Origin of the sequence: Dietzia sp. SL131, from assembly GCF_026672565.1 — a bacterium.
In the GTDB taxonomy this organism is placed as follows: domain Bacteria; phylum Actinomycetota; class Actinomycetes; order Mycobacteriales; family Mycobacteriaceae; genus Dietzia; species Dietzia kunjamensis.
The window spans coordinates 2966884-2989422 of record NZ_JAPPRI010000003.1; the positions used below are offsets into that span (position 1 = coordinate 2966884).

Here is a 22539-nt window from a genome sequence, read left to right on the forward strand (position 1 = left end):
ATGGGTTCTTCGGCACTACTGCGGGACCGGATGGGTGCACACACAGAAATATTTTCGAGCCGTCCGCCGGACCCCGTGCTCCGAACTCCCTATGTGGACACAAAGCAGCCCAGCCCCCGCGTGACGGCCCGGATCTCCGCGGGGCTCCTCTCGACCGGCATCGCCCTCTCAGTCGGTCATGCGATCGCCGGACTGGTCGCCCCCGGTTCCTCACCGTTTCTCGCGGTGGCCGACTCGGTGGTCGATCGTGCTCCGTCAGCCGTGCGTGAGGCGACCATCGATGCGCTGGGCACCGCGGACAAACCGGCACTGTTGATCAGTCTCGCCGTAATCCTCGCGATCCTCGGGGTGGTCGTCGGTCTCGTCGAACGCCCGCGCCGACCCGTGGGTTCCGTGATCATCGCGGCCCTGGGCGCCGTGGGAACACTCGCGGCGGTGGCCCGTCCCACCGCCGGTCCACTGTGGGCACTCCCGACGCTTGTGGGCACGGTGCTCGCCGTGGTGGCCCTCCGGTTGATGATCGGCGCGTTGTACCCCTCTCGCGGCGCCGTCGATCACGTCGAGGCTAAGTCCGATTCCGCCGCCGGTGACCGCTCGGACGAGGTGGCACCCGCCGGGAGCCCGGGGCCCGATCGTCGGCGCTTCCTGATCCTGGCCGGGTCGGCCGTGGCGGTGATCGCGGCTGCGGGAGCAACCGGTGTCGCCCTCACGCGCCGCGCGGCCGACGCCCTCGCCGAGCGCACGGGCCTACAGCTCCCGCGTGTGCTCAACCGCAATGCTGCCGCACCGGTGCCGGGCGGAGTCGTTCCCGATGCGCCCGGCGTCACTCAGTTCATCACGCCCAACGAGGAGTTCTACCGCATCGACACCGCGCTGCGGGTGCCTGCCCTGACCACGGCCGACTGGAGACTACGGATCCACGGGATGGTGGAGCAGGAGATCGAACTGGACTGGGATTCGCTGACGAGCAGGGAGTTCCTGGATCGAATCGTGACCTTGACCTGCGTGTCCAACGAGGTCGGGGGCGACCTCGCCGGCAACGCGACCTGGACCGGGTTCCCGATCGCCGAACTCCTCGCCGAGGCTGGCCCGCTGCCGGAAGCAGACATGCTGTTGTCCACCTCCGTCGACGGGTGGACCGCGGGCACGCCGCTCGAGGCCCTGACCGACGGTCGCGACGCGTTGTTGGCCGTGGGGATGAACGGCGGGCCGCTGCCCCTCGAGCACGGCTACCCGGTTCGTCAAGTAGTCCCTGGTCTGTACGGCTACGTCTCCGCCACCAAGTGGGTTGTCGACTGGGAAGTCACCCGCTTCGACCAGGCCAGTGCGTACTGGACCGACCGGGGCTGGGGAGAACGGGGCCCGATCCTCACCGCGAGTCGCATCGACAGGCCCGCACCACTCGCGCAGTTGGAGCCCGGGCCAGTCGTGGTCGCGGGGACGGCGTGGGCGCAGCAGAGGGGCATCGACCGGGTGGAGGTGCAGGTCGACGATGGGCCGTGGAATGACGCCACGCTCGCCACCGAGTACTCGATCGACACCTGGCGCATGTGGTCATGGACGTGGGACGCAGAGCCCGGCCTGCACACCCTGTCCGTCCGAGCGACCGATTCGACGGGCGAGGTCCAGACGGAGAAGCGGCAGGCCCCGATCCCCACCGGCGCAACGGGTTGGCACAACCGCACGTTTCGGGTGTCGGAGAGATGACCATCGTCGACACGCACCCTCCTATCGCCCGCCCTCCCACTGAGTTCGAACTACTTCGCACTAGACTGTCTCCCGTGTCCGAGCCCACCGCCCCGCCGCTGACCGACCCGGGGCGCCTGCTCGAGCTCGCCGCCTCCGGTGACCTCCAGGCCTTCGGTCGCTTCTACGACCTCATGTCCCCGCGCGTCTACGGCCTGGCCCTGAGAGTCCTGCGGGACCCGGGGTACGCCGAGGAGACCGTGCAGGAGGTCTTCCTCCAGGTCTGGAAGCAGGCTGCCGACTACCGGCCGAGTCTGGGATCGGTGCAGTCCTGGGTGCTGACCATCACGCACCGTCGGGCGGTGGACCGCGTCCGTTCGGAGACGTCCGCCGCGCGGCGCGACGAGATGGACGCGGCGGCGGACTTCACCCGATCCGGCGACATCGCGGAGCAGGTCACCGAACAGCTCTCCCGTGACGAGGACGCCGCGGAGGTCCGCAGATGCCTGGGGACCCTCACGGACAACCAGCGCGAGTCCATCGAGATGGCCTACTTCTCCGGACAGACGTACCGCGAGGTCGCCGACCGTCTCGGCACCGCGCTACCCACCATCAAATCGAGAATCCGCGACGGTCTCCGTCGCCTGAAGAACTGCCTGGGAGGTGAGCTGTCATGAGCGTTCGACACCACGATCATCCGTCGGACCTGGGCAGCGTCCGTCCCGAGGACCTCGACCTCTACGCCCTGGACGCCCTGGACGATGACGAGGCCGAAGCCGTCGAGATGGCGCTGGTCAGCGCGTCGGCTGAGGAGAAGTCGTCCATGCTGGCGCACATCGCCTCGACGCGTGAGGTCATCGCCGGCATCGTGGCCGACGCCGGCCTCGACACCGCGCCCCCACCGCAGTTGCGGGACCGCGTCCTGGAGTTGGCCGCGGCCGATACCCCCCGCGGGCCGGCCCGGCCGGCCGATGCCGGGGACACCGACCGGGATCAGCCCGGCGGAGGGACCGACGTGGTCGACCTGAGCCGGGAGCGCGAGCGCCGGCGACCCGGTCCGCTGTCGTTCCTCGCCGCCGCGGCGGCCGCCGTGGTGCTGGTCGCCGGTGGCGTGACCATCGGTCGAATCACCGACGGAGCAGGGGGCGACAACTCGGTGCCCGTCGCGGCCCCGCCGTCGATGCCGGGGAAGGTCACCTCGCTGCTCGCGGCGGAGGACCTCGCGGTGGTCCGCGGCCAGGTCGGCGCGACCGGCACCGCCACCGTGCTGGCGTCCAAAGCGGCGGACATGGCGGTCATCTCGATGACCAACCTCCCCGAGCCGGCCACCGGTCGCGCCTACCAGCTGTGGTTGATGGGTGACCACGAGCCCATCTCGGCGGGGACGATGGAGTCCGGCCAGGTCGGACCGTCGCCCTCGGCGCAGATCGACGGCATCCGGAACTCCGAGCAGATCGGCATCACCGAGGAGCCCGCGGGGGGATCGCCGACGCCGACCGGTCAGGTCCTCCTGGCCCTGGACATAGACTGACCCGGCGGTCCGGCTGCGCAGGCGATGCCCGCGCGGGCGGCCTGCCTCGTCGAGAAGAGCGTTTCGCACATCGCCAGTCGGTGGATGCGGGCGAAACGGTCTTCTCGACGAGGGCGGCCTGCCGCTCAGGCCTTCGTCAGGCCTGCCACCACGGCCGCAGCGGCACATCCCAGGTCATGGTGTCGCCCAGCCGGACCGCGAGGATCTGGTGCAGCTGGATCTTGTTGTGTTCGAACCCGTACTGGCACGCGCCCATGTAAAGGCCCCACAGTTTGGCCATGGGCTCGTCGACCTCCTCCACGGCGTCGTCCCAGTGCTCGACCAGGTTGGCGCACCAGTCCCGCAGGGTGAACGCGTAGTGCTGGCGCAGGTTCTCCTCGTGCACCACCTCGAAGCCCGCGTTCTCGGCCTCCAGGTGCACGGTCCCGGCGCCCGCGAGCTCGCCGTCGGGGAAGATGTACCGGTCGATGAACTGGCCCGCCTTGACCGTGCGCGAGTTGTCCGGCCGGGTGATGCAGTGATTGAGCAGGCGCCCGCCGGGCCGCAGATAATTGTGCAGCCGGGTGAAGTAGTCGTGGTAGTTCTTGCGGCCGATGTGCTCGGTGATGCCGATCGAGCTGACGGCGTCGAAGTCGCGTTCGGGTACGTCCCGATAGTCCTGCAACCGGACCTCCGCGAGGTCACCCAGTCCGTCGCGCGCGATCGCGGCCTGTCCCCACTCGGCCTGCTCCTTGGCCAGGGTCACGCCGATCACCCGCACGCCCCGCGCGGCGGCGTAGCGGACCATGCCGCCCCAACCGCACCCCACGTCGAGCAGCCGGTCGCCGGCCTGGAGACCCAGCTTGTCGAACACCAGCCGGTACTTGTTCTCCTGCGCCTCCTCGAGGGAGGTGTCGGGGGCGGTGTAGCAGGCGCACGTGTACGTCATGGATTCCCCGAGGATCCACTCGTAGAAGCGGTTCGACACGTCGTAGTGGTAGCTGACGACCTCGGAGTCCCGCTCCTTGGAGTGTCGGCGCATCCCCGACACCACCCGCTTCCACGCGGGCTTGACCTCCATGGGCGGCGTGGGGAGGAATCTGATGTTCTCCGTGCCCACCGCCCGGGCGATCCGGGCGAGGGTCCGGGCATCGGGGGTGCGGGTCATGTGTTTGCGGAAGACCTCGAGCGCCCCGAACACGTCGTGGGGCGCCCCGGGGTGGACACCGTCCATCTCGAGTTCACCCATGAGGTAGGCCCGCGCGAGCCCGAGGTCACCGGGGGCGGTGACGAAGTACTGCAGCGCCTTCTCGCTCTTCAGCCGCAGCACCAGGTCACTGTTCTCCGGTCCGATCGAGGACCCGTCGTAGGCCTCGATCCGCAGGGGCGGTTCACCGGCGGCGAAGGCGCCGATGATCTCGCCGATCGTCATCTTCCCCGGGGCACCAGCGGTCCCCGCACTCGTCGTGGTCACCGTGCACCCACCGCCTTGTCGTAGAGGGTCGCGAACCGGCCCTCGGGATCGAATTCCGTCTTGAGCCTGCCCGCGTGGTCACCGCCGTAGAGCTGGGCGAACTCCTCGCGGGAGTAGAAGACCTCCGAGTACAGCGACTTGTGACCGCCGAGTGCGGAGACCTCCTCCTCGATGCGCCGGTTCCACGCCCCCTCGGCCGTGCCGGGTCCGATCGGCGCGGACGACCAGAAGCCGATGTTGACGTAGGTCGTCTCCGGGGCCAGCGGGTACAGCGGCCAGGGCCGGTCGGAGCCGGGGCCGCCGCCCACGCCGGGCGAGGGGCTGGACTCGCGCAGGCGCAGCGGGCAGATCCACAGCGGCTCGATGGGCACCTCGCGCAGGAACCACCCGAGGAAGTCGGCGGTGTGGTCGATGGTGACCTCCACGTCCTGCACCACCCGCTCGCGCGGGCCCTCGCCCTTGAGCGCGCCGATCCTGTTGCCCAGGTCGTATTTGTGGTCCAACCCGATGATCTTCCAGTACGCCGCGCTCCTCAGCAGCTGTTGCGGCCAGAACCTGCGGATGCGCGGGTTCTGCACGCCGAACGCCCGCGAGCACCAGAACCAGTCCGTGTCCCAGCGCCAGAGGTAGTCGCGGATCGTCAGGCGGTCGCGCTCCACCGAGCCGGCGGGACCGCCGTGCTGGATCGAGCGGTAGAAGATCGCCTGCTTGTCGGCCACCCCGGTGTAGTCCGAGACGGGCCCCGGCTCGTCGGTCCGCCGACCCAGGCACAGGTACGACTCGTCGGCCGAGAACACGACCCCGTCGAGGAAGTCGACCTCCTCGTCGTCGTATCGCTCGTCCTCGCTGATCCGCGCCAACGCCGCCTCGAGCGCGGTGAGGGAGTCGAACCGTACGTGTCGCAGTTCCACGAAGCGTCCCACCGGCTCGAGTGCGATCCGCAGCCGCACCGCGTACCCGAGCGAGCCGTAGGAGTTGGGGAAGCCACGGAAGAGCGCGCGTTCGCGCTCGGTGCCGTCGGGGCGGGCGGTGACGATCTCGCCGGTGCCGGTGAGCACGTCCATCTCGAGCACGGACTCGTGCGGTAGGCCCAGGCGGAACGAGGAGGACTCGATGCCCAGCCCGGTGACCGCGCCACCGAGGGTGATGGTCTTGAGCTGCGGCACCACGTACGGCATCAGCCCGTGCGGCAGCGTCGCGTCGACCAGGTCCTCGTAGGTGCACATGCCCTGGACGTCGGCGGTGCGCGCCCCGGGGTCGACGGAGATGACGCGCGTGAGACCGGAGGTGTCGAGACCGGGCGACGACGACGAGGCGCGCGGCCGGAACAGGTTGGACGTCCGCTTGGCCAGCCGAACCGGTTCACCTGCGGGCACGGCCCGGAAGCTCTCGACCAGTCGCCGCACGCCTTCGTCATGTCGGGCGGTACCCACGACGAGTGGGTCGGCGAGGCTGGTGGCAGTTCCCATGCGCCCCACCCTAGTGCGGCTCGGGGACCCCGGCGCATGATCGGGGGATGGGTGCCGGCACCGGGGCGGGCCTCCACCCCGGTGGGCCGAACGCGTAGCCGAGCCGCTCGCGCCAGCTCGCGGCACCGCGGAGGTCCCGCCAGATGGCGACGTACTCGTGCGTCTGGAGCCAGAACGGGTTGTGCGAGGTCACCGGCGTCGTGAGCCCGTAGGTGGGCCGGTGGGTCTCGGGGCGGAAGGTGCCGAACAGGCGGTCCCAGATGATGAGGATCCCGCCGTAGTTGCGGTCCAGGTATTCGGCGTCGCTGCCGTGGTGCACGCGGTGGTGAGAGGGGGTGTTGAACACGAACTCGACCGGTCCGGGCAGCCGACCGATGCGCTCGGTGTGCACGAAGAACTGGTAGACGAGCGAGATCGAGAACCCGGTGAAGACCATCCACGGCGGCACCCCCAACAGCGGTAGAGGCAGCCAGGCGACGATCTCCCCGGAGTTGTTCCACTTCTGGCGCAAGACGGTCGCGAAGTTGTAGTACTCACTCGAATGGTGGGCCTGGTGGGTGGCCCAGACGAGCCGGATCCGGTGCCGAGATCCACTCGATGGCGACGAGCGCGATGAACACCGGAAGTGCCAGCAGAACCGGCTCGTGCAACGGATCCGCGAGGGCCCCCAGCGACTCGGAGTACCCCATCTCGTTCAGATCTCGATTGTGACACCACTCACAGACAATCGGGGCATCAGGCCCGGTCGGGCCGCGCAGGTGCAATACCCTCGCGACAGCACCGGCCCCGAGTGCCTGTGTCGCGCAACCGACTCGAAGAGGAGGACCCACCGTGGCCGTCACACCCCGGTCCGTACGCACCCGTTCCCGCACCCTCGCGGCCGCATCCGGCCTCGCAGCTCTGGCCCTCGTGCTGGGGGCCTGCGGCGAGGAGGGCGAGGCCGAGCAGGCCGTCGGCGAGGCCACCAGCGCGGTGGGGTCCGTCGCCGCCGAGGCCACGTCGGCGGTGGGTGACGCGATGAACGACGGCGGCGAGGGCGGCGAGGGCGGCGCCACGACCGGCAACGGCCCGCAGCCCGAAGGCTCCGAGGAAGGTGGGGGCGAGAGCCCGAACCCGGACGAGGAGTTCCTGAACGACATCCAACGCGTCGGCGTGGACACGCCGGACGAGCAGGACTACATCACCCGCGGCCGTGACGCCTGCGCGTCGTTCGACGAGGGCACCGGCTACATCGACGTGCTCCAGATGTACAACGACGCCCATCCCGATGCTCCCGTGATCGAGGCACCGGCAGTGGTGACGGCCGCGGTCAAGGCGTACTGCTCGCAGCACCTGCCGCTCGTCGGCGACGGAGGCGAGAACGGCGGTGGCGAGAACGGCGGAAGCGAAAACAGCGGAAGCGAAAACAGCGAAGGCGCCTAGGACCGACCCCGTCAGATCCCGGCGCGGTCGAGCGCCTCGGCGGTGAGGCGGCGGCCCAGCGCGATCAGCTCGTCCGCCCGGTGGAAGTCGAACGTCGAACACGCGTCCGAGGGGACCTCCACCAGCACATCGGGGCGGTTGCCGGCCATGCGGTAAGCCGTCACGATGCTCTCCATCGCCTCGATGGTGTGGGTGACCACGTCGAAGATCCGTAGGGACCCGGGAAGGGATTCCTCGGCATCGGCGGCGACCTCCTGCTCGCCCTCGTCGACCACCTCTTCCACCACGTCAGACGGCTGACCGGGCGCCCGGACTCCGGCCGTCCCGTCGTAGACGCCGTCGACCGCGTCGTCGGCCACGTCACCGCCGGCATCCGATGAGTCCTCGTCCTCCGGGACAGCCGGATCCTGACCGAGTCGCGCGGCGATCAGTCGCACCAGGTCGCCGTCGCGGACATCCGCTGCGGCGGTCCGGATCCGGCCTGTCAGCGTGCCCGCCGGCCTCGCCCCGGCCGCGGCACCCCTCCGGGAGATCTTCGGCTCGGCCTCGGGGGACACCTCGTCCGGATCCGAACTCTCCTGGAACGTCGACCCTCGGATCCCGGACCGACGCCCCGTCAGCGAGACCGCCAGCAGCAGGTCGCTGTTCACGGGCGCCAACGGTTCCAGCGGGACGGGGTTGGTCACGCCACCGTCGACGATCAACCGCCCTCCGACCAACGCCGGGGTGATGACGCTGGGGATGGCGAACGACGCCCGCACCGCCACGTCCGCGGGGCCGCGGGTGAACCAGACCTCCCGGCGGGCCCGCAGATCGGTGGCGACGGCGGTGAACGGGATCTCGAGATCCTCGATGCGGACGTCGTCCAACATCGCCCCGATCACCGCCATGATCCTGTTCGCCCGGATGGCGCCGCCGCCCGCGAAGGAGACGTCGAGGAGCCGCAGGACGGCGGGCTGGGTCAGGCCCCGCACCCACTTCTCGAAGTCGTCGAGCTTGCCGGCCGCGTAGAGGGCACCCACGACGGCACCCATCGACGCCCCGGAGACACCGACCACCTCGTGTCCACGTGCCTGCAGCTCACGGATCACGCCGATGTGCGTGTATCCACGCGCCCCGCCCGAGCCCAGTGCCAACGCGACCCTCACAGGCGCCCCTTTCGGTCGAGTCCGACCACGCGTCCCCCGCGTGTCCGCCCCCAGTGTGCACCCGTCCCGTCCGGGTACAGGACGTCAACTCCACGGTCCGTGTCGTAGGTGGGATCTACCGTCAGCATCGCATCGAGCACCTGTTCGACGCCGGGCACCGGGCCCGATACACCCGCACAGAGGAGATCCCATGTCCCACACCGCCATCCCGCCCCGTACCGGCTCCGCCTACGCCCCCACCATCGACCGCGACATGCTGCGGGTCGCCGCTAACGTCGAGCGCTCCGGGATGCACGTCGTCCACGTCGGCGAGGGCTGCGACTGCGGCGACTGCGCCGCCACACCACTTCCTCCGGACGACAGGTTCGGCTACACCATCGGACTGACGGATCTGGGGCACCCCGAGTTGCTCGTGCGGGGCCTGGCGGCGCGGGAGACCGCCGATCTGCTGGGCCGGTGGGGCGAGACCGTCCTGGCCGGCCAGGTCTTCGATGCCGGGCACCTGCTGTGCGAGGGCTCCGGCGGCCCGACCTGGGAACTGGTCCCCGTACGCCGGCCGTCCCGCACCCTGCGCTGGGCGGGCAGGTACTACCGCACCTCCGGAACCGGGGGCCTGGCCGCGCTGGAGTTGATCCCGGCCCGCCGGCCGTGCCCCTGCGAGGGGTGTAGCTGACGGTCCGGGCCCGGCGAGGGTCGTCGTAGGGTCTAACCATGCCCCGTCACCAGCTGCACCTGGATGCGCGTTCGCCGTCGATCATCGTCCCGATCACCGCCGGCGACCTCACGCAACTGGAGCAGCAGGCCGCGGCGTTGGCCGACGATCCCGTGGTCGATCTCGTCGAGTGGCGGGTCGACCTCTACGAGCCCGCCCCCGCCCGGTCCGGGGCGGCCGCCGCCGAGGCCGGGACGTCGACCGATCCCGGCCCGGCGGTGGCAGCGCTCGAGGCCCTGGCCGGGCTGCTTCCGGACACCCCGATCCTGGCCACGTTCCGCACCACGGCCGAGGGCGGTAGTGCCGGGATCACCGACGACGCCTACATCGCGCTGGTCGCATCTCTCGCGGCGACCGGCCTGGTGGCGGCGGTGGACGTCGAGCACAGGCACCCGCGGGCGGCACGGGCGATCGAGGCGGCCCACGCGCACGGCACCTCGGTGGTGGCGTCGAACCACGACTTCGATGCCACCCCGCCGGCCGCGGAGATCGTCGCTCGACTGGAGGCCATGGAAGCCGCCGGGGCGGACGTGGCCAAGATCGCCGTGATGCCCCGCTCGGCGGCCGACGTGGTGACGCTGATCGCGGCCACCGAGAGTCGCCACCGCGTCGCCGGTATCCCGCTGATCACCATGTCTATGGGCGCGCTCGGGGCGGTGACGCGTATCGGCGGCGGCACGTTCGGATCGGCGGCCACCTTCGCCACCGTGGGCGCGGCTTCGGCGCCGGGGCAGTTGCCGGCGGTCGGGGTGCGGGCCGCGCTCGATCTGCTGGGTTAGCCGTAGCGCCGCAGGACCTCCTTGCGGAGGCCGGAGGTGGCCACGTCCGCGATGTGCTTCTGGGCCTTCTTGAGCATCACTCCGGGAAATTTGATCTTGAGGTCCACCTCGAGGTCGAAGACCACCTCGGTGGTGCCGTCGCCCTTGTCCGTCAGCACATAACGCGCGTTCTGCACATTCTGGGTGCTGCTCTCGACGAGCGACCAGCTCACCTCGCCGTCGTACCACTCATACCGCACGACCATCTCGTCGGTCACGCCGTACTGCGCGATCTTCTCCCACACCACGATCGGCCACCCCTCGTCGTCGGCCTCGCGGATCTCGACCTCGCGGTGGGCCTCCGACCAGTCGACGAGGGATTCGACGTCGGCGAGGACCTCCATGATCTCCGGGATGCCGGCCTCGATCGTGGTCACTGACTTCACTGACACTGCCATGGTCGCCAAAGTTACCCTCGCGGCCCGCCCGTGGTGCGAGGATCGGTCCATGATCGCCGCAGCCGGTCCCGGCGGGTCGAGCGCAGACCGCAAGGTCGCGTTGCTGCGGGGGATCAACGTGGGCAGGTCGGCCAGGATCGCGATGGCGGACCTGCGGGCCTGCACCGAGGAGTCGGGCTGCACGGAGGTGAGAACCGTCCTCGCCACCGGGAACGTCGTGCTCACCGACCCACGCACCGAGGACGAACTCCGGGCGGTGCTCGAAGCCGCCTACGCCGACAGGTTCGGCTACGACGCGGTGGTGCAGGTCCTCACCCGCGATGCGGTCGAGGAGGCGGTGGCGGCGTACCCGTTCGAGTCGCTCGACGAGCACCACGACTACGTCGTGTTCTCCGATGACCCGGCGGTCACCCGGGCGGTCGCCGAGGCGATGGGCGCGGCGATCGAGCCCGGCGGCACCGAGGTCGTGACAGCGGGATCAGGGTGCGTGTACTGGCGGGTTCCCAAGGGGGCGACGCTGAACTCGGCCGCCGGCAAGGCCTCCGGCAACCTAGCGCATGACCGTCACCTGACGAGCAGGAACCTCCGGACGCTACACAAGATCCTCGCGGTGGGCTGAGACGCGTCAGGGCCCTTGGACGGACGCGCCGATCGTGTCGACGAAGGCAGCGAGGGGCCCGAAGATCGCGGGGAAGATCCCGTCCCACATGGCCTGCAGCTGGGAGAGGTCGAACGGGGGCATCGGTCACGCTCCTTCTGTGGGAGGGGTGGCGTGCGGGCTCTCCGCCTGCGCCGGGTTCCCTTCCGCAGACAGGATCCTCTGCACACGTGCTCGGACGCAACCCTTTGCCCGTGGCAGACTGCGAGCGATGTCCCACCGCCCGCCCACCGGATCCACTACCGTCGCGCTGGCCGCCGTGCTGTTGGCGGCCCTCGCGCTGGGTGGGTGCTCGTCGGACCCGCAGGAACCCGCGCCCGGGGACGCGGGCGCGACGTCCGTGTCCACCTCGGCGGCGCGGGTGCCGACGGCCGCGCCGCGGGAGTCCCCGCCCCCGGCGCGGACATCGTCCCCCGCCACCGACAGTCCCGTCCCCTCGGAGTGGGGCTCGCCCTCGCCCGTCCCGCCGTTCATCGAGGCCGCGACCTGGGGCGACTCCGACTACGGGGTGACGCTCGAGGTCGCCCCGTCCACCGCCGGCCGCCAGGCGTGGGGGGACGACGATTCGCGAACGGCCTGGCGGGAGGTCGTCCGGCTCGTCCCCGAGGCCGACAGCCCGGGGATGTGGGAGCAGTTCGACTGCCACTGGACCTGGGCGCGACTGCTCGAGCCGGACAAGCCCACCTGGAATCTCGAGCCGTGGCGGCCGGTGGTCTCGCCAGAGCGCATGCTGGCCGAGGGGTGCAACCCGGGAGGGCCGGAGGTGTGAGGGCGATCCGCCGCGCCACCGTGGCCGACGCCGCCGGTTGTCTGGACGTGTACGCGCCGTACGTCCGCGAGACCACGGCGACGTTCGAGACCGAGGTGCCGCCGGTCGACGAGTTCGCGGCGCGGATCGACCGGGCACTGGCGGGGTACGACTGGCTGGTGGCCGAGCTCGACGGCCGGATCGTCGGGTACGCCTACGCCGGGCCGGTCAAGGACCGCGCGGCGTACCGCTGGTCATGCGAGGTGAGCGTCTACGTCGATCCGGGCGCGCACGGCCTCGGGTTGGGGCGGTCGCTGTACCGGGAGCTGTTCGCCCGGCTCGAGGCGGCCGGGTTCCGCCGACTGCTGGCGATCGTGACCCTTCCCAACGAGCCGAGTGTGGCTCTACACCTAGCCATGGGGTTCCGCGAGGCGGGCCAGCTGGAACGGATCGGGTTCAAGCACGGGCGGTGGCTCGACGTGGGGTGGCTGCAGGCCGACCTGGGACCGGAGTCCGGCGCGCCGCCCCACTGACCTGCTCGTGGTCTGCCTCGACCTGCCCGCCCGGCCCAGTGCGACCGGCGGCCGGGGTGGCGCGGCGGACCAGCCCGGCGCACAGCTCGTCGAGCCAACCCCCCACCGACCCGCGGGCGGCTTCGGTGCCCGGATAGCGGCAGCGCACGTGCAGCCCCGAACCGCTGACCACGAACCACACCATCACCCCGTCGGTCCGGATCGCGGCCGACACGTGCTGCGGGCTGAGGCTCAGGTCCACGTCAACCGGCAGGCGGCGGTGGTCGAGCCACGAGATCGCGAACATCCCCGGGGTGTGCGGCATCCCGCCGTACGGGGCGAGTATCGGCCCCAGTGCGTGCGAACCGAGGTCGACGGCCTCGCGCACGGCCACCGCGCACGCGGCCGGGTCGGGGTCGTCGCACTCGATCACGGAGTTGGTGATGAACCACCCCACCGAGTCGTTCCAGCGGGCGGTGCGCACATCGTGGCGGGAGTGCACCGGCAGGACCGCGCGCAGGCCCACCCCGGCGCGGCGGTGGAGTACGGCCGTCATCTCGGCGATCGCCAGCGAGATCATGCGTACTCCGCCGGCGGCGGCCGCCTCATCCAGGGCGGCGACCCCGGCCGGGTCGAGCACGTCGCGCACCTCGACCACCTCCTCGCGCGGGGTGGAGATGTCGCCCAGGTCGAGCGGGAATACCGGCATCTCACCGCCGCCGCGGGCCAGGATCGCGGCCCAGCGTCGGTGCACCTCGTCCGGCGCGGGCGGGCGGGCGGCGAGCTCGGCGGTGTGGGCGGCGAACGCCGTCGCCGGCGGCAGGCAGGTGCCCGGTTCGAGGCCGCAGGCCAGGTCGTCGAGGCACGAGCAGAAGTCGCGCATCAGCACCAGCAGCGACCAGGCGTCGACGTGGCAGTGGTCGAGCCCGATCACCACGACCGGCCGCTCCCGCTCGTCCCGCGGCTCCACCAGGCACAGCGCGTGCGCCGGCCGGGCGAACGGGCAGCACGCCTTGTCGAACACCCGGCGCAGGACGGCCCTCGGGTCCTCCCCCGGCTCCGCGGGCGGGGTCCGCCACCCGAGTGGCCGCACGGTCACGGGCCGAAGGCGCAGCTCGTCGTCGTTGTCGTCGTCACGGTCGTCGCGGTCGGTCCTCCCCGCGTGCTCGTCGCGGTCGTGCCCGCCTCCGGTGAGCACCGTGCGCAGCGTCTCGTGGCGCGCGACCACCGCGAGCCACGCCCGCGCGACCTCGTCCCGGTCGGCCGGGAACGGCAGCGTGAACGCCACGGCCATCCACGAGCCCGGGCGGGGGCCGAGCGAGGCGTGGCGCGCCTGGTCGAACGAGGGGGATCGATCCTCGCCGTGAGCTGGGGTGACATCGGTCGCAAACCGGTGCACGACGCCGTCGGGGAGCGACATCCGCGTTACGGTGGTGAGCCTCATGGCCCGGACGGTAGGGGCGGCGTGTTACGGGGAAAGGCGCGAAGTGTGACGACGACGAGACGGCTCGACGCCCGGCCCGGCGGGGACGGGCCCGCGCTCGCCCGCGACGTACGCGGGAACGGGCTGCCGGTGGTGCAGTTGCACGGGCTCAGCTCGAGCCGGCGCCGCGACGAGGTGTTCGGCCTCGACCTCACGGCGGGCCGCGACGGCCTGCGGGTCGTGCGCTACGACGCCCGCGGTCACGGTGAGTCCCCGGGCACCGCGGACCCGGACGACTACACGTGGCCGGCGCTGGCCCGCGATCTGCTCGCACTGCTCGACGAGGAGTTCCCCGGCCAGCGAGTCCACGGTGTGGGCCAGTCGATGGGGTCAGCGACGCTGCTGACCGCGGCGGTGGCCGAGCCGGAGCGGTTCGCATCGCTCACCCTGGGCATCCCGCCGACGGTGTGGCAGTGGCGGCGGGAACAGTCGCGGCTGTACGAGTTGGCCGCGCGGCAGGTGGAACGCTGGGGCGGGGCCCGGTGGTCCGAGGTGACGCGGCAGCCGCCCACCTCGCCGGCCATCGACCCGGCCCGGCCGGTCACCGCGCCCGACGTGGCGGACGAGTGGCTGCCCGCGGCGTTCCGGGGCGCGGCCGCGACCGATCTGCCGCCACGGGAGGAGGTGGCCCGGCTCGGGATGCCGGTGCTGTTGCTCGCGTGGCCCCTGGATGCCTCGCATCCGCTGGAGGTGGCCGAGGAGCTTTTGGAGTTGCTGCCCGACGCCCGGCTGGAGGTGGCTCACACCCCGGCCGAGGTGGCCTCGTGGCCGCGGGTGGTGGGTGACTTCATGCGTGCTGGCGGCGGCTGAGCGGGGCAGCGCCCGGCGACCCGGCGGCGCCCGAGCGGTGGCACCGCGGCGCCGGCCTCGCACAATGGGGCCATGCGTGAACTTCAGAGGACGATCATCGACAGCCTCGGGGTCCGGCCCGACATCGACCCCGCCACCGAGGTGGAGCGACGGGTGCGGTTCCTCGTGGACTATCTCACCACCAGCGGCGCCAAGGGCTTCGTGCTGGGCATCTCCGGCGGGGTCGACTCCACCCTGGCCGGGCGCCTGGCCCAGATCGCGGTGGAGCGGGTGCGCGCGGACGGCGGCGACGCGGTGTTCGTGGGGATGCGCCTGCCCTACCGGGTGCAGCACGACGAGGCCGACGCCGTCGCCGCGGTGGAGTTCGTCGACGCCGACGAGACCGTGACCGTGAACGTCGCACCGGGGGTCGACGCCCTCAACGGGGCGATCCGGGAGGGCACGGGGGCCGAGCTCACCGACTTCACGAAGGGCAACGCCAAGGCGCGTCACCGCATGGTCGCCCAGTACGCGCTGGCCGGGGACCGCGGTCTACTGGTGATCGGCGCCGACCACGCCGCCGAGAACGTCACCGGGTTCTTCACGAAGTTCGGCGACGGCGCCGCGGACGTGTTGCCGCTGTCGGGGCTGAACAAGCGGCAGGGTCGCGCCCTGCTCCGCCAACTGGGCGCCCCAAAGCGACTGTGGGACAAGGTGCCCACCGCCGACCTGCTGGACGAGAACGAGGGCCAGACCGACGAGGACGAACTCGGCCTGCGCTACGACGACATCGATGACTACCTCGAGGGCCGCGACGTCCCCGAGCACGTGGCGCGGACGATCGAGACGGTGTGGCACCGCAACCGGCACAAGCGCACCACGCCGGTCGAGGTCTCGGACACGTGGTGGCGTCCGGGCGAGCAGACCGCCCTCGTGGTGATCGACATGCAGAACTCGTACTTCGAGTTCCCCGAACTGGCGAAGGTGCGCGACGAGCTGGTGCCGCGGGTCAACGAGCTCATCCGCACCGCCCACGACGCCGGACGACCCGTCGTGCTGGTGCGCACCGAGCACTCCCGCGACAAGTCCACGTGGACGCTCAACATGTGCGAGGACGACCAGGGCTTCGCGTTCCCCGGCACCGAGCAGGCGCAGTTCCTCGACGAGTTGGCCACGGGCGATCACGTGGAGGTGGTCAAGACCCGCGACAGCGCCTTCTTCGACACCGAGCTCAAGGCCCGGCTCGAGCAACTCGGCGTGGACCACCTGCTGCTGTGCGGGGTGTCGACGCACAGCTGCGTGTCGCAGACGGCGATCGACGGGTTCGCCGAGAACCTCCACGTCGCGGTCGCCCGCGGTGCCATCTCGTCGGATAACTCCGCCCTCTCGGAGGCGCTGCTGGACTTCTGCGCCGACCAGATGCGCCAGCCGATCATCGACCAGGAGGCCAGCCTCGAGCTCCTGCGAACCGGAGCCTGGCCCGACGGGGGCTGACCCGTCGGCCGCGGTCTAACCCACCGGCCGCGTGACGCGGCCGTCCGGGTAGCGGGCGAAACGGGTCTCGCCGCGCGGGTGGACGGGGTCGTTCTGCGGCAGGTCCCAGGTGCCGAACACGCCGGCGCGGTACTCCTGCATGGCGGTGACGATGTCCTCGCGGGTGTTGCCGACGAACGGACCCTGCTGTACGACCGGGGCGCCGATCGGCCGGGCCTGCAGAACGAGGAACGACGCGCCCTCGTCACCGGCGGTCACGGTGACCGTCTCCGGGGCGAGGACGGCGGCGTCGTACCCCAACTGCCTGTCGTCGACCGTCAGCGGCCCGCCGTAGTTGTAGAGCACCCGGTTCGCGGAGGGGTCGGCACCGGGTAGCTCCGTGCTCACGCCGGGGTCGAGCGTGACGATCCAGATGGCCAGGTGGTTCTCGGGTCGCGCCGCCCAGGAGTGTGGCGGCGGGTCGAGCGCCCGCACGCCGTCGATCTCCCCGGCGATCAGGCGGAACCTCGCGGCGGCGCCATCGGCTCCGCGGACGACGACCGGGGTCTTCTCGGACCAGAACATGTCGAAGTGTGGCTCGGCGGACTTGTCCTCGGGTGCGAGGTTGAGCCAGATCTGGAACAGCTCCATGGTGTTGGGCCGCTCGGTGTCCAGGAGCGGGAACATCTCCGAGTGCGAGATCCCGGAGCCGGCGGTGAGCCACTGGGTGTCGCCGTGGCCGAAACGGGCCGCCGCGCCGAGGGAGTCGGCGTGGTCGACCACGCCGTCGAGCACCACGGTCACGGTCTCGAACCCGCGGTGCGGGTGCTGGGGGAAGCCGGGGACGGTCTGGCCGTGGTACATCGACCATCCGTCCTTGCCCGAGAAGTCCTGACCCAGGGACCGGCCTGCGAGGGAGGCGGCGGGACGCATGGTCTCGCCCTCGGCCGGAGGGAACTCGTCACGGTGATGGACGGCGAACAGGAACGGGTCGAGACCCGGCCACTGGCCTCCGAGCGGGACGACCTGGCGGATGGCGGACATGGTTTCCTCCTGCGGTGCACGGGTGCTGGGGTGCACGGGTGAGCTGGTACGACTTCTTGCTGTCACATCAGTTAACCGCGTGGGGCGTCGCGGTGTTCCCGCTGCTCCCTGAACTCCAGGTAGGCACGCCGCCCCAGGAACACCGCCAGCAGCACCACGATCGCCGCGACGACGGCGTTGGAAGCCCATCCCGCCACCGACTCGATCCGGTGCCACTGCTCACCCAGGAGGTAACCGGCCACCACGAACAGCGAGTTCCAGATCAGACTGCCGGCCGTGGTCAGCAGCACGAACAGCAGGAGACTCATCCGCTCCACACCCGCCGGGATGGAGATGAGGCTGCGCACGACGGGCACCATCCGACCGAAGAAGACCGCGCCCCGCCCGTGGCGGGTGAACCAGCCCTCGGCCTTGTCGAAGTCCGCGACCTGGATCAGGGGGACCCGGTCGAACAGCGCGCGGACCCGCTCGGCACCGAGCCAGCACCCCAGACCGTAGGCCAGGATCGCCCCCAGCACGGACCCGAGGGTGGTCCAGAAGATCGCACCGGCGAGGGTGAACGTGCCCTGCGCGGCGCTGAACCCCGCCAGCGGCAGGATGACCTCACTGGGGATGGGTGGGAAGACGTTCTCCAGACCCACCACGAGGGCCGCGCCGGGCCCGCCGAGCGCCTCCATGACGCCCACGGCCCAGCCGGCGACCCCGCCGAGATCACCCTCGGCCGCCAGGACCACAGGAGCAGCGACCTCGATCAGCCCCGCGCGACCACGCCGGTGACCGGGATCCGACCGTCCACGGCCTGGCGGAAGTTGAGCACCGCGCGCTTGACGTGGTCACCGGTGGTCACGACGACGGCGCCGGTGGTGCCGCGCTCCCGGAAGATCCGGTCGGTGAACTGGGCGTTCTGCACCGTGGAGGCGGAGTTCCCCTCCTCGGTGATCCGGAACGGCGCGATCCCGGCACCACGCAGCCAGTCGCCCATCGCGCGCGCCTCGGTGCGCCCGTTCTGCGGCACGCCGCCGGTGACGATGATGCGGGAGGTCGGGTACGCCTGCGCCAACCGGTATCCGGTCCGCAGTCGCTCCTCGAGCACGGGGCGGATGCCGCCGTCGGGGAGCAGTCCGGCACCCAGGATGACGATGTCGGTGGTGAACGGGTTGACGGTGAGCACCGCGGGATCGTCCACGGTGGGGACCTCGAAGTCCCCACACACCGCCAGTAGCTCCTGGCCGACGTTCTGGCAGCCGAGCATCGTCAGGCCGCTGTACAACGCGACGCCCGACGGCACCTCGGCCGACCCGGCGGAGGCGGTGCCCGCTCCGGCGCCCAGCGCGAGAGCGGCGGCGGCCGCGACGGCGGCGAGACGCCTCTGAGTTCTACGCACGATAACGGTCCTCTCCCGAGCAGTGTCGTGACCCGTTGGTTATCGCATTGTGCGTGAAGGTCGTTACCTGTGACACGGGGAGGTCACGATCGACCCGCGTACCCTTCACGGCATGCCGGAAGGATACGACAGGGTCACGGCCGTGCGGTACCTCCACAATGCCGACCCACACCTGCGCGCGCACATCGACGCCGTCGGTCCGTGCACCCTCACCCCGACGCCGGACACGGGGCCGCACACCCTCTTCGACCGGTTGGCCTCGTCGATCCTGTCCCAGCAGCTCTCGGTGAAGGCCGCCGCGACGATCGCGGGCCGGCTGCGCGGGCGGGCGACGAGCGACGCCCAGCTCGACCCCGCGCTCGTGGCCGCACTGTCCGACGAGGAGCTGCGGGCGTGCGGGATCTCGCGGCCGAAGGTGGCCGCCCTGCGGGACCTCGCCGATGCGGTGCGTGGGGGTCGGATCCCGACCCTGGGGGAACTGAGGGACTACGACGACGACGAGGTCATCTCCTCCCTGACGACGGTCCGCGGGATCGGCCGATGGACCGTGGAGATGCTGTTGATCTTCCTGTTGGACAGACCCGACGTGTTCCCCGTGGCCGATGTCGGGGTGCGGCGGGGATTCGAACGGGTGCTGGGCCTGGACGACAAGGCCTCCGCCGCGATGATGCTGGAACACTCGGCCGGCTGGGCACCGTACCGGTCGGTGGCGTCCTGGTACCTGTGGCGGGCGGTGGACCAGACGGGCGAGGCGGCCCCGGCGCCCACCTCCTCGTCCTAGGCTTCACGACCATGGCGAACCTCTACTGGGAGCGGGTGCGGACGGCGACGGCCCGCGCCGCGGCGGGCGCACGCGACGTCAACCGTCATCCCACGTCGGTCGAACTGCTGCGGCGGGCCCGGCGGGCCCTGCCCGGGGACGCCGGTTTCGGCGACCCGCTCTCGGCCGCCGGCCGCGACAGCGCGGGGACGATCGCCCGGGTGGCCGGCCGACTGTTCGACGAGCAGCCCACCGCGTCCCGGGAGGTGACGCTCGGCGGCCTACAGGTGTGGCACGCCGTGCTCGAGCGCACGGGGCGGGCCGGCGGCGGGAGCGAGGTGACCATCGTGTTCACCGACATCGTCGGGTTCTCGGACTGGGCGATGCGCGCCGGCGACGAGGAGTCGCTCCAGCTCCTCCGACGGGTCGCCGCGGCCACCGAACCCGAGGTGCTGGCCCACCGTGGCGCCGTCGTCAAACGTCTCGGCGACGGACTGATGGCCACGTTCCCGTCTCCCCAGCTGGCGCTGGACGCGGTGGCCGCATGCCTGGACGGGGTCGCCGGCGTCGAGGTGGCCGGTTGGCGTCCGCGGTTGCGGGTCGGCGTCCACACCGGGCGCCCGCGCCGGATCGGGGACGATTACCTCGGCATGGACGTCAACGTCGCCGCGCGGCTCGCGGAGAAGGCCGGCGCGGGCGAGATCCTCATCAGCGAGTCCACCCGCGCCGGGCTGGACCCCGACAGCGTGGCGACCCGCCCCAAGCGGACCTTCCGGTGGGGCGGGGTCAAGGGCGTCCCCGACGGGATCGCCGTCTACGTGGCGACCCCGCGCTGAGGAGTTCGGCGGGACCGGGAGCGGGGAACCCGCCATCCGCCGCCCCACCCCGGAACCGGCCGGACCACCGCCGACCACCGGCATCCGGTAGAACGGACGCATGGCAACCACCAATTTCAAGGGCAACCCCGTCAGCACGTCCGGCGAGCTCCCCGCCGTCGGCTCCAAGGCCCCGGATTTCGAACTCGTCGGCACCGACCTCGCTCCTGTGACCTCCGGGTCGCTGGCCGGCAAGAAGCTCATCCTCAACATCTTCCCCAGCGTCGACACGGGCGTTTGCGCCCAGTCGGTGCGCACCTTCCACGAGAAGGCCTCCGGCCTGGAGAACACCGAGGTCGTCAACATCTCGGCCGACCTGCCGTTCGCCCACAAGCGCTTCTGCGCCGCCGAGGACATCGAGAACGCCACCGCCGGCTCGACCTTCCGCAGCGACTTCGCCGCGGACTACGGCGTCAAGATGACCGACGGCCCCATGGAGGGCCTGCTGGCCCGCTCGGTCGTCGTGGTCGACGCCGAGGGCAAGGTCGTCTACACGCAGCTCGTCGACGAGATCACCACTGAGCCGGACTACGACGCCGCGCTCGCCGCCGTGAACTGAGCGCACCGCAGCGAACGCACCGCAGCGAACGACGAGGCCCGCCCCCGAAGAAACGGGGGCGGGCCTCCTTGCTCAACTACTGCGTCCGGCTACTGCGCCTGTGTAGCGCGCCGCGACTCAGGCGCTCGCGTCCACCAGGGAGAAGCGGCGGGTGGCCTGCTCGAGCTGATCGAACAGCGTCGCCAGCTCCTCGGAGCGGCGCTCCGCGGGCTGCACTCCCTCGGGGCCGAACTCGGTGAAAAGGCTCAGGGAGATCTGCTGACGCACGCCGTACATGTGGAAGTTGGCCACTATCTGCCGCCAGTGCTCCACGGCGCGCACACCACCCTCGGCTCCGTAGGAGACAAAGGCGACGGGCTTGTTCGCCCACTCGCTACCGAGCGAGTCGAAGGCGTTCTTCAGGCCGCCCGGGACACTGTGGTTGTACTCGGGGGTGACAAAGACGAAGGCGTCGTAGGAGTCGATGGTCGAACTCCAGCGCTGCACCCGCTCGTCGGAGTACTGCTTGTTCGCCGCGCCCGGCACCGTGGCCGAGGTGAGCAGCGGGACGTCGAACGACTTGAGGTCGACCAGCTCATAGGTGGCGTCCTGCCGCGCCTGCGATTCCTGCGCGACCCACTCGGCCACGGTCTGCCCGGAACGCTCCTCGCGGATGCTGCCCAGAATGATGCCGATCTTCACGTACGGTCCCCTCTCGTCGTGCGGGTTGCTGATGACGAGAACTCTACTTGATTGACGTGACACCTACTACCGGTGGCCGTAGACCGTGACCGTCGCCACGGCACAGACGCGCCCCCGCTCATCCCTCGTCGTCACCTGGGCGATGCCCCAACTCCGGCCGTCGTGCAGGACCTCGGCCCGGACCGTCACCGGCTGCACCAGCGGGATCTGACGCACGTACCGCACGTCGAGCGAGGACGAGCTGACCTCGCGATCGTGCGGGAACACCGCCGCCCCGGCGACCTCCGCGGCCGCCGCGAACACCCCGCCGTGCAGATTGCCCAGCGGGTTGGCCAACGTCGGCTCCGGCGCGATCACGCCCTCCACGACGCGGGTTCCGCCCGGGCCGTCGTCCCGCTCGTCCAGCGTCAGGCACAGGACCTCGGCCAGCGTTCCCGTCGCGAGTCTGGACGGCCACGGCGGCTCGTCGTCGTACCCGTCCGGGTCCACGGCTCCCGCGATCTCCATGGATTTGACCAGTCCGGAGGCGATCACCCCGCCGTCGTCGTCGACGACCTCACCGCGCGTCGTGAGGCAGTGACCGTCGTCGCCCAGGTGGTCCGTGCGGATGCCCAGTCCCGCCGATCCCGCGCGCGGGCGCGCCAGCAGGTCCATCCGCAGCTCGGTGGTGACCGTCCACATCCCCTCGGGGCGCCGGCGGTGGTTCTCCGACCCCAGGCCCGAATCCACCAGGACGGCGAGGCCGCCGGTGGCGAAACGCCCCGACGGGTCGGTGAACTGGTCGGCGACCGGCTGGTGCCAGCTCACCGAACCGTCCGGGTTCGGGCTGAACGTCAACCCCAGGCGGGGCTCCGGACCGTCGTGCTGCGATTCTCTCACCCGCCGACGCTAACACGTGTTCTCGTTCACTCCCCGCGACCGCGCGCGCCGGATCGC

The 22539-nt window shown here is 71.1% G+C and carries 25 protein-coding genes and 2 pseudogenes; 15 read left to right on the forward strand and 12 right to left on the reverse strand.

Features of this window, described 5'->3' with window-relative positions:
- Positions 1-93: 93 nt before the first annotated feature.
- From OVA21_RS14790 to OVA21_RS14800, 3 genes are all read left to right on the forward strand, one after another.
- On the forward strand, positions 94-1707 hold the full coding sequence (locus tag OVA21_RS14790; protein ID WP_268092750.1) for a molybdopterin-dependent oxidoreductase: 1614 nt from the start codon (positions 94-96) through the stop codon (positions 1705-1707).
- A 74-nt stretch (positions 1708-1781) separates the two neighbouring features.
- Positions 1782-2363, forward strand: coding sequence for an ECF RNA polymerase sigma factor SigK (sigK, locus tag OVA21_RS14795; protein WP_268092751.1), 582 nt, complete (start codon positions 1782-1784; stop codon positions 2361-2363).
- Positions 2360-3217 (forward strand): anti-sigma factor, encoded by an 858-nt coding sequence (locus tag OVA21_RS14800; RefSeq protein ID WP_268092752.1) that lies wholly within the window; start codon positions 2360-2362, stop codon positions 3215-3217. The genes sigK and OVA21_RS14800 overlap by 4 nt, the downstream gene beginning before the upstream one ends.
- Before the next feature lie 136 nt (positions 3218-3353).
- Here OVA21_RS14800 and OVA21_RS14805 read toward each other — a convergent pair whose 3' ends face one another.
- From OVA21_RS14805 to OVA21_RS14820, 4 genes and pseudogenes are all read right to left on the reverse strand, one after another.
- Positions 3354-4670 (reverse strand): class I SAM-dependent methyltransferase, encoded by a 1317-nt coding sequence (locus tag OVA21_RS14805; protein WP_172812182.1) that lies wholly within the window; start codon positions 4668-4670, stop codon positions 3354-3356.
- Complete coding sequence (locus tag OVA21_RS14810; protein ID WP_069389926.1) at positions 4667-6139, reverse strand: FAD-binding oxidoreductase; 1473 nt, start codon at positions 6137-6139, stop codon at positions 4667-4669. The genes OVA21_RS14805 and OVA21_RS14810 overlap by 4 nt, the downstream gene beginning before the upstream one ends.
- A gap of 10 nt (positions 6140-6149) precedes the next feature.
- Positions 6150-6722, reverse strand: a pseudogene (locus OVA21_RS14815) (sterol desaturase family protein); the annotation flags it as partial.
- The gene (locus OVA21_RS14820; RefSeq protein ID WP_156523633.1) at positions 6673-6828 is read right to left on the reverse strand and encodes a hypothetical protein; all 156 of its coding nucleotides are present in this window, start codon (positions 6826-6828) and stop codon (positions 6673-6675) included. The pseudogene OVA21_RS14815 and the gene OVA21_RS14820, both read right to left, overlap by 50 nt.
- A 142-nt stretch (positions 6829-6970) precedes the next feature.
- Here OVA21_RS14820 and OVA21_RS14825 point away from each other — a divergent pair, with 142 nt between their 5' ends.
- Positions 6971-7561 (forward strand): DUF732 domain-containing protein, encoded by a 591-nt coding sequence (locus tag OVA21_RS14825; protein WP_069389925.1) that lies wholly within the window; start codon positions 6971-6973, stop codon positions 7559-7561.
- 11 nt (positions 7562-7572) lie between these two features.
- Here the strand turns inward: OVA21_RS14825 and OVA21_RS14830 are convergent, their stop codons facing one another.
- Positions 7573-8709, reverse strand: coding sequence for a patatin-like phospholipase family protein (locus OVA21_RS14830; protein WP_069389924.1), 1137 nt, complete (start codon positions 8707-8709; stop codon positions 7573-7575).
- 190 nt (positions 8710-8899) lie between these two features.
- Here OVA21_RS14830 and OVA21_RS14835 point away from each other — a divergent pair, with 190 nt between their 5' ends.
- Together OVA21_RS14835 and aroD are read left to right on the forward strand one after the other, a co-directional pair.
- Positions 8900-9382: a DUF4262 domain-containing protein gene (locus OVA21_RS14835; protein ID WP_069389923.1), complete on the forward strand. Its 483-nt coding sequence runs from the start codon at positions 8900-8902 to the stop codon at positions 9380-9382.
- A 38-nt stretch (positions 9383-9420) separates the two neighbouring features.
- The gene (gene aroD, locus OVA21_RS14840; RefSeq protein WP_069389922.1) at positions 9421-10200 is read left to right on the forward strand and encodes a type I 3-dehydroquinate dehydratase; all 780 of its coding nucleotides are present in this window, start codon (positions 9421-9423) and stop codon (positions 10198-10200) included.
- Here the strand turns inward: aroD and OVA21_RS14845 are convergent.
- A complete protein-coding gene (locus OVA21_RS14845; RefSeq protein ID WP_069389930.1) occupies positions 10197-10637 on the reverse strand; it encodes an SRPBCC family protein in 441 nt (146 codons plus the stop codon). The two genes, aroD and OVA21_RS14845, sit on opposite strands and share 4 nt — an antisense overlap.
- Before the next feature lie 49 nt (positions 10638-10686).
- Between OVA21_RS14845 and OVA21_RS14850 the strand changes: the two genes are divergently transcribed.
- The 3 genes from OVA21_RS14850 to OVA21_RS14860 all read left to right on the forward strand — a co-directional run bounded on the left by OVA21_RS14850 (position 10687) and on the right by OVA21_RS14860 (position 12576).
- Positions 10687-11256, forward strand: coding sequence for a DUF1697 domain-containing protein (locus OVA21_RS14850; protein WP_069389921.1), 570 nt, complete (start codon positions 10687-10689; stop codon positions 11254-11256).
- 250 nt (positions 11257-11506) lie between these two features.
- A complete protein-coding gene (locus OVA21_RS14855) occupies positions 11507-12064 on the forward strand; it encodes a DUF2599 domain-containing protein (RefSeq protein ID WP_069389920.1) in 558 nt (185 codons plus the stop codon).
- Positions 12061-12576, forward strand: coding sequence for a GNAT family N-acetyltransferase (locus tag OVA21_RS14860; RefSeq protein ID WP_069389919.1), 516 nt, complete (start codon positions 12061-12063; stop codon positions 12574-12576). The genes OVA21_RS14855 and OVA21_RS14860 overlap by 4 nt, the downstream gene beginning before the upstream one ends.
- On the opposite strand, the gene OVA21_RS14865 is transcribed toward OVA21_RS14860, so the two are convergent.
- Positions 12500-13975 (reverse strand): hypothetical protein, encoded by a 1476-nt coding sequence (locus OVA21_RS14865; RefSeq protein ID WP_268092753.1) that lies wholly within the window; start codon positions 13973-13975, stop codon positions 12500-12502. The two genes, OVA21_RS14860 and OVA21_RS14865, sit on opposite strands and share 77 nt — an antisense overlap.
- 69 nt (positions 13976-14044) lie before the next feature.
- On the opposite strand from OVA21_RS14865, the gene OVA21_RS14870 reads away from it, so the two are divergent.
- The 3 genes and pseudogenes from OVA21_RS14870 (at position 14045) to OVA21_RS14880 (ending at position 16321) form a co-directional block, all read left to right on the forward strand.
- Positions 14045-14848 (forward strand): alpha/beta fold hydrolase, encoded by an 804-nt coding sequence (locus tag OVA21_RS14870; protein WP_268092754.1) that lies wholly within the window; start codon positions 14045-14047, stop codon positions 14846-14848.
- Positions 14849-14920: 72 nt separating this feature from the next.
- A pseudogene (nadE, locus tag OVA21_RS14875) lies at positions 14921-15739 on the forward strand (ammonia-dependent NAD(+) synthetase); the annotation flags it as partial.
- Positions 15740-15763: 24 nt separating this feature from the next.
- Positions 15764-16321, forward strand: coding sequence for a cysteine hydrolase family protein (locus OVA21_RS14880; RefSeq protein ID WP_259822115.1), 558 nt, complete (start codon positions 15764-15766; stop codon positions 16319-16321).
- 15 nt (positions 16322-16336) lie between these two features.
- Here OVA21_RS14880 and OVA21_RS14885 read toward each other — a convergent pair whose 3' ends face one another.
- The 3 genes from OVA21_RS14885 to OVA21_RS14895 form a co-directional block, all read right to left on the reverse strand.
- Positions 16337-17344 carry a pirin family protein gene (locus OVA21_RS14885; protein ID WP_096906603.1) on the reverse strand — a complete coding sequence of 336 codons (1008 nt, stop codon included), beginning with the start codon at positions 17342-17344 and terminating at the stop codon, positions 16337-16339.
- 71 nt (positions 17345-17415) lie between these two features.
- Positions 17416-18021, reverse strand: a complete 606-nt coding sequence (locus OVA21_RS14890) for a DedA family protein (protein ID WP_268093168.1) — start codon at positions 18019-18021, stop codon at positions 17416-17418.
- A 74-nt stretch (positions 18022-18095) separates the two neighbouring features.
- The gene (locus OVA21_RS14895; protein ID WP_268092755.1) at positions 18096-18728 is read right to left on the reverse strand and encodes a YdcF family protein; all 633 of its coding nucleotides are present in this window, start codon (positions 18726-18728) and stop codon (positions 18096-18098) included.
- A 112-nt stretch (positions 18729-18840) separates the two neighbouring features.
- On the opposite strand from OVA21_RS14895, the gene OVA21_RS14900 reads away from it, so the two are divergent.
- From OVA21_RS14900 to tpx, 3 genes are all read left to right on the forward strand, one after another.
- Positions 18841-19509 (forward strand): DNA-3-methyladenine glycosylase family protein, encoded by a 669-nt coding sequence (locus OVA21_RS14900; protein WP_268092756.1) that lies wholly within the window; start codon positions 18841-18843, stop codon positions 19507-19509.
- An 11-nt stretch (positions 19510-19520) separates the two neighbouring features.
- Positions 19521-20324, forward strand: a complete 804-nt coding sequence (locus OVA21_RS14905) for an adenylate/guanylate cyclase domain-containing protein (protein ID WP_067718962.1) — start codon at positions 19521-19523, stop codon at positions 20322-20324.
- Between the two features lie 100 nt (positions 20325-20424).
- Positions 20425-20922: a thiol peroxidase gene (gene tpx, locus OVA21_RS14910; protein WP_067718959.1), complete on the forward strand. Its 498-nt coding sequence runs from the start codon at positions 20425-20427 to the stop codon at positions 20920-20922.
- Between the two features lie 117 nt (positions 20923-21039).
- On the opposite strand, the gene OVA21_RS14915 is transcribed toward tpx, so the two are convergent.
- Positions 21040-21603 (reverse strand): NADPH-dependent FMN reductase, encoded by a 564-nt coding sequence (locus OVA21_RS14915; protein ID WP_067718956.1) that lies wholly within the window; start codon positions 21601-21603, stop codon positions 21040-21042.
- 66 nt (positions 21604-21669) lie between these two features.
- On the reverse strand, positions 21670-22482 hold the full coding sequence (locus OVA21_RS14920) for a PaaI family thioesterase (RefSeq protein ID WP_268092757.1): 813 nt from the start codon (positions 22480-22482) through the stop codon (positions 21670-21672).
- Between the last annotated feature and the right edge of the window lie 57 nt (positions 22483-22539).

Coding starts and splice junctions, on each gene's coding strand:
- OVA21_RS14800 (WP_268092752.1), top strand. CDS start 2,360: ATGAGCGTTCGACACCACGATCATCCGTCGGACCTGGGCAGCGTCCGT.
- OVA21_RS14810 (WP_069389926.1), bottom strand. CDS start 6,139: ATGGGAACTGCCACCAGCCTCGCCGACCCACTCGTCGTGGGTACCGCC.
- OVA21_RS14820 (WP_156523633.1), bottom strand. CDS start 6,828: ATGGGGTACTCCGAGTCGCTGGGGGCCCTCGCGGATCCGTTGCACGAG.
- OVA21_RS14835 (WP_069389923.1), top strand. CDS start 8,900: ATGTCCCACACCGCCATCCCGCCCCGTACCGGCTCCGCCTACGCCCCC.
- aroD (WP_069389922.1), top strand. CDS start 9,421: ATGCCCCGTCACCAGCTGCACCTGGATGCGCGTTCGCCGTCGATCATC.
- OVA21_RS14845 (WP_069389930.1), bottom strand. CDS start 10,637: ATGGCAGTGTCAGTGAAGTCAGTGACCACGATCGAGGCCGGCATCCCG.
- OVA21_RS14850 (WP_069389921.1), top strand. CDS start 10,687: ATGATCGCCGCAGCCGGTCCCGGCGGGTCGAGCGCAGACCGCAAGGTC.
- OVA21_RS14855 (WP_069389920.1), top strand. CDS start 11,507: ATGTCCCACCGCCCGCCCACCGGATCCACTACCGTCGCGCTGGCCGCC.
- OVA21_RS14865 (WP_268092753.1), bottom strand. CDS start 13,975: ATGTCGCTCCCCGACGGCGTCGTGCACCGGTTTGCGACCGATGTCACC.
- OVA21_RS14885 (WP_096906603.1), bottom strand. CDS start 17,344: ATGTCCGCCATCCGCCAGGTCGTCCCGCTCGGAGGCCAGTGGCCGGGT.
- OVA21_RS14890 (WP_268093168.1), bottom strand. CDS start 18,021: ATGGAGGCGCTCGGCGGGCCCGGCGCGGCCCTCGTGGTGGGTCTGGAG.
- OVA21_RS14900 (WP_268092756.1), top strand. CDS start 18,841: ATGCCGGAAGGATACGACAGGGTCACGGCCGTGCGGTACCTCCACAAT.
- OVA21_RS14905 (WP_067718962.1), top strand. CDS start 19,521: ATGGCGAACCTCTACTGGGAGCGGGTGCGGACGGCGACGGCCCGCGCC.
- tpx (WP_067718959.1), top strand. CDS start 20,425: ATGGCAACCACCAATTTCAAGGGCAACCCCGTCAGCACGTCCGGCGAG.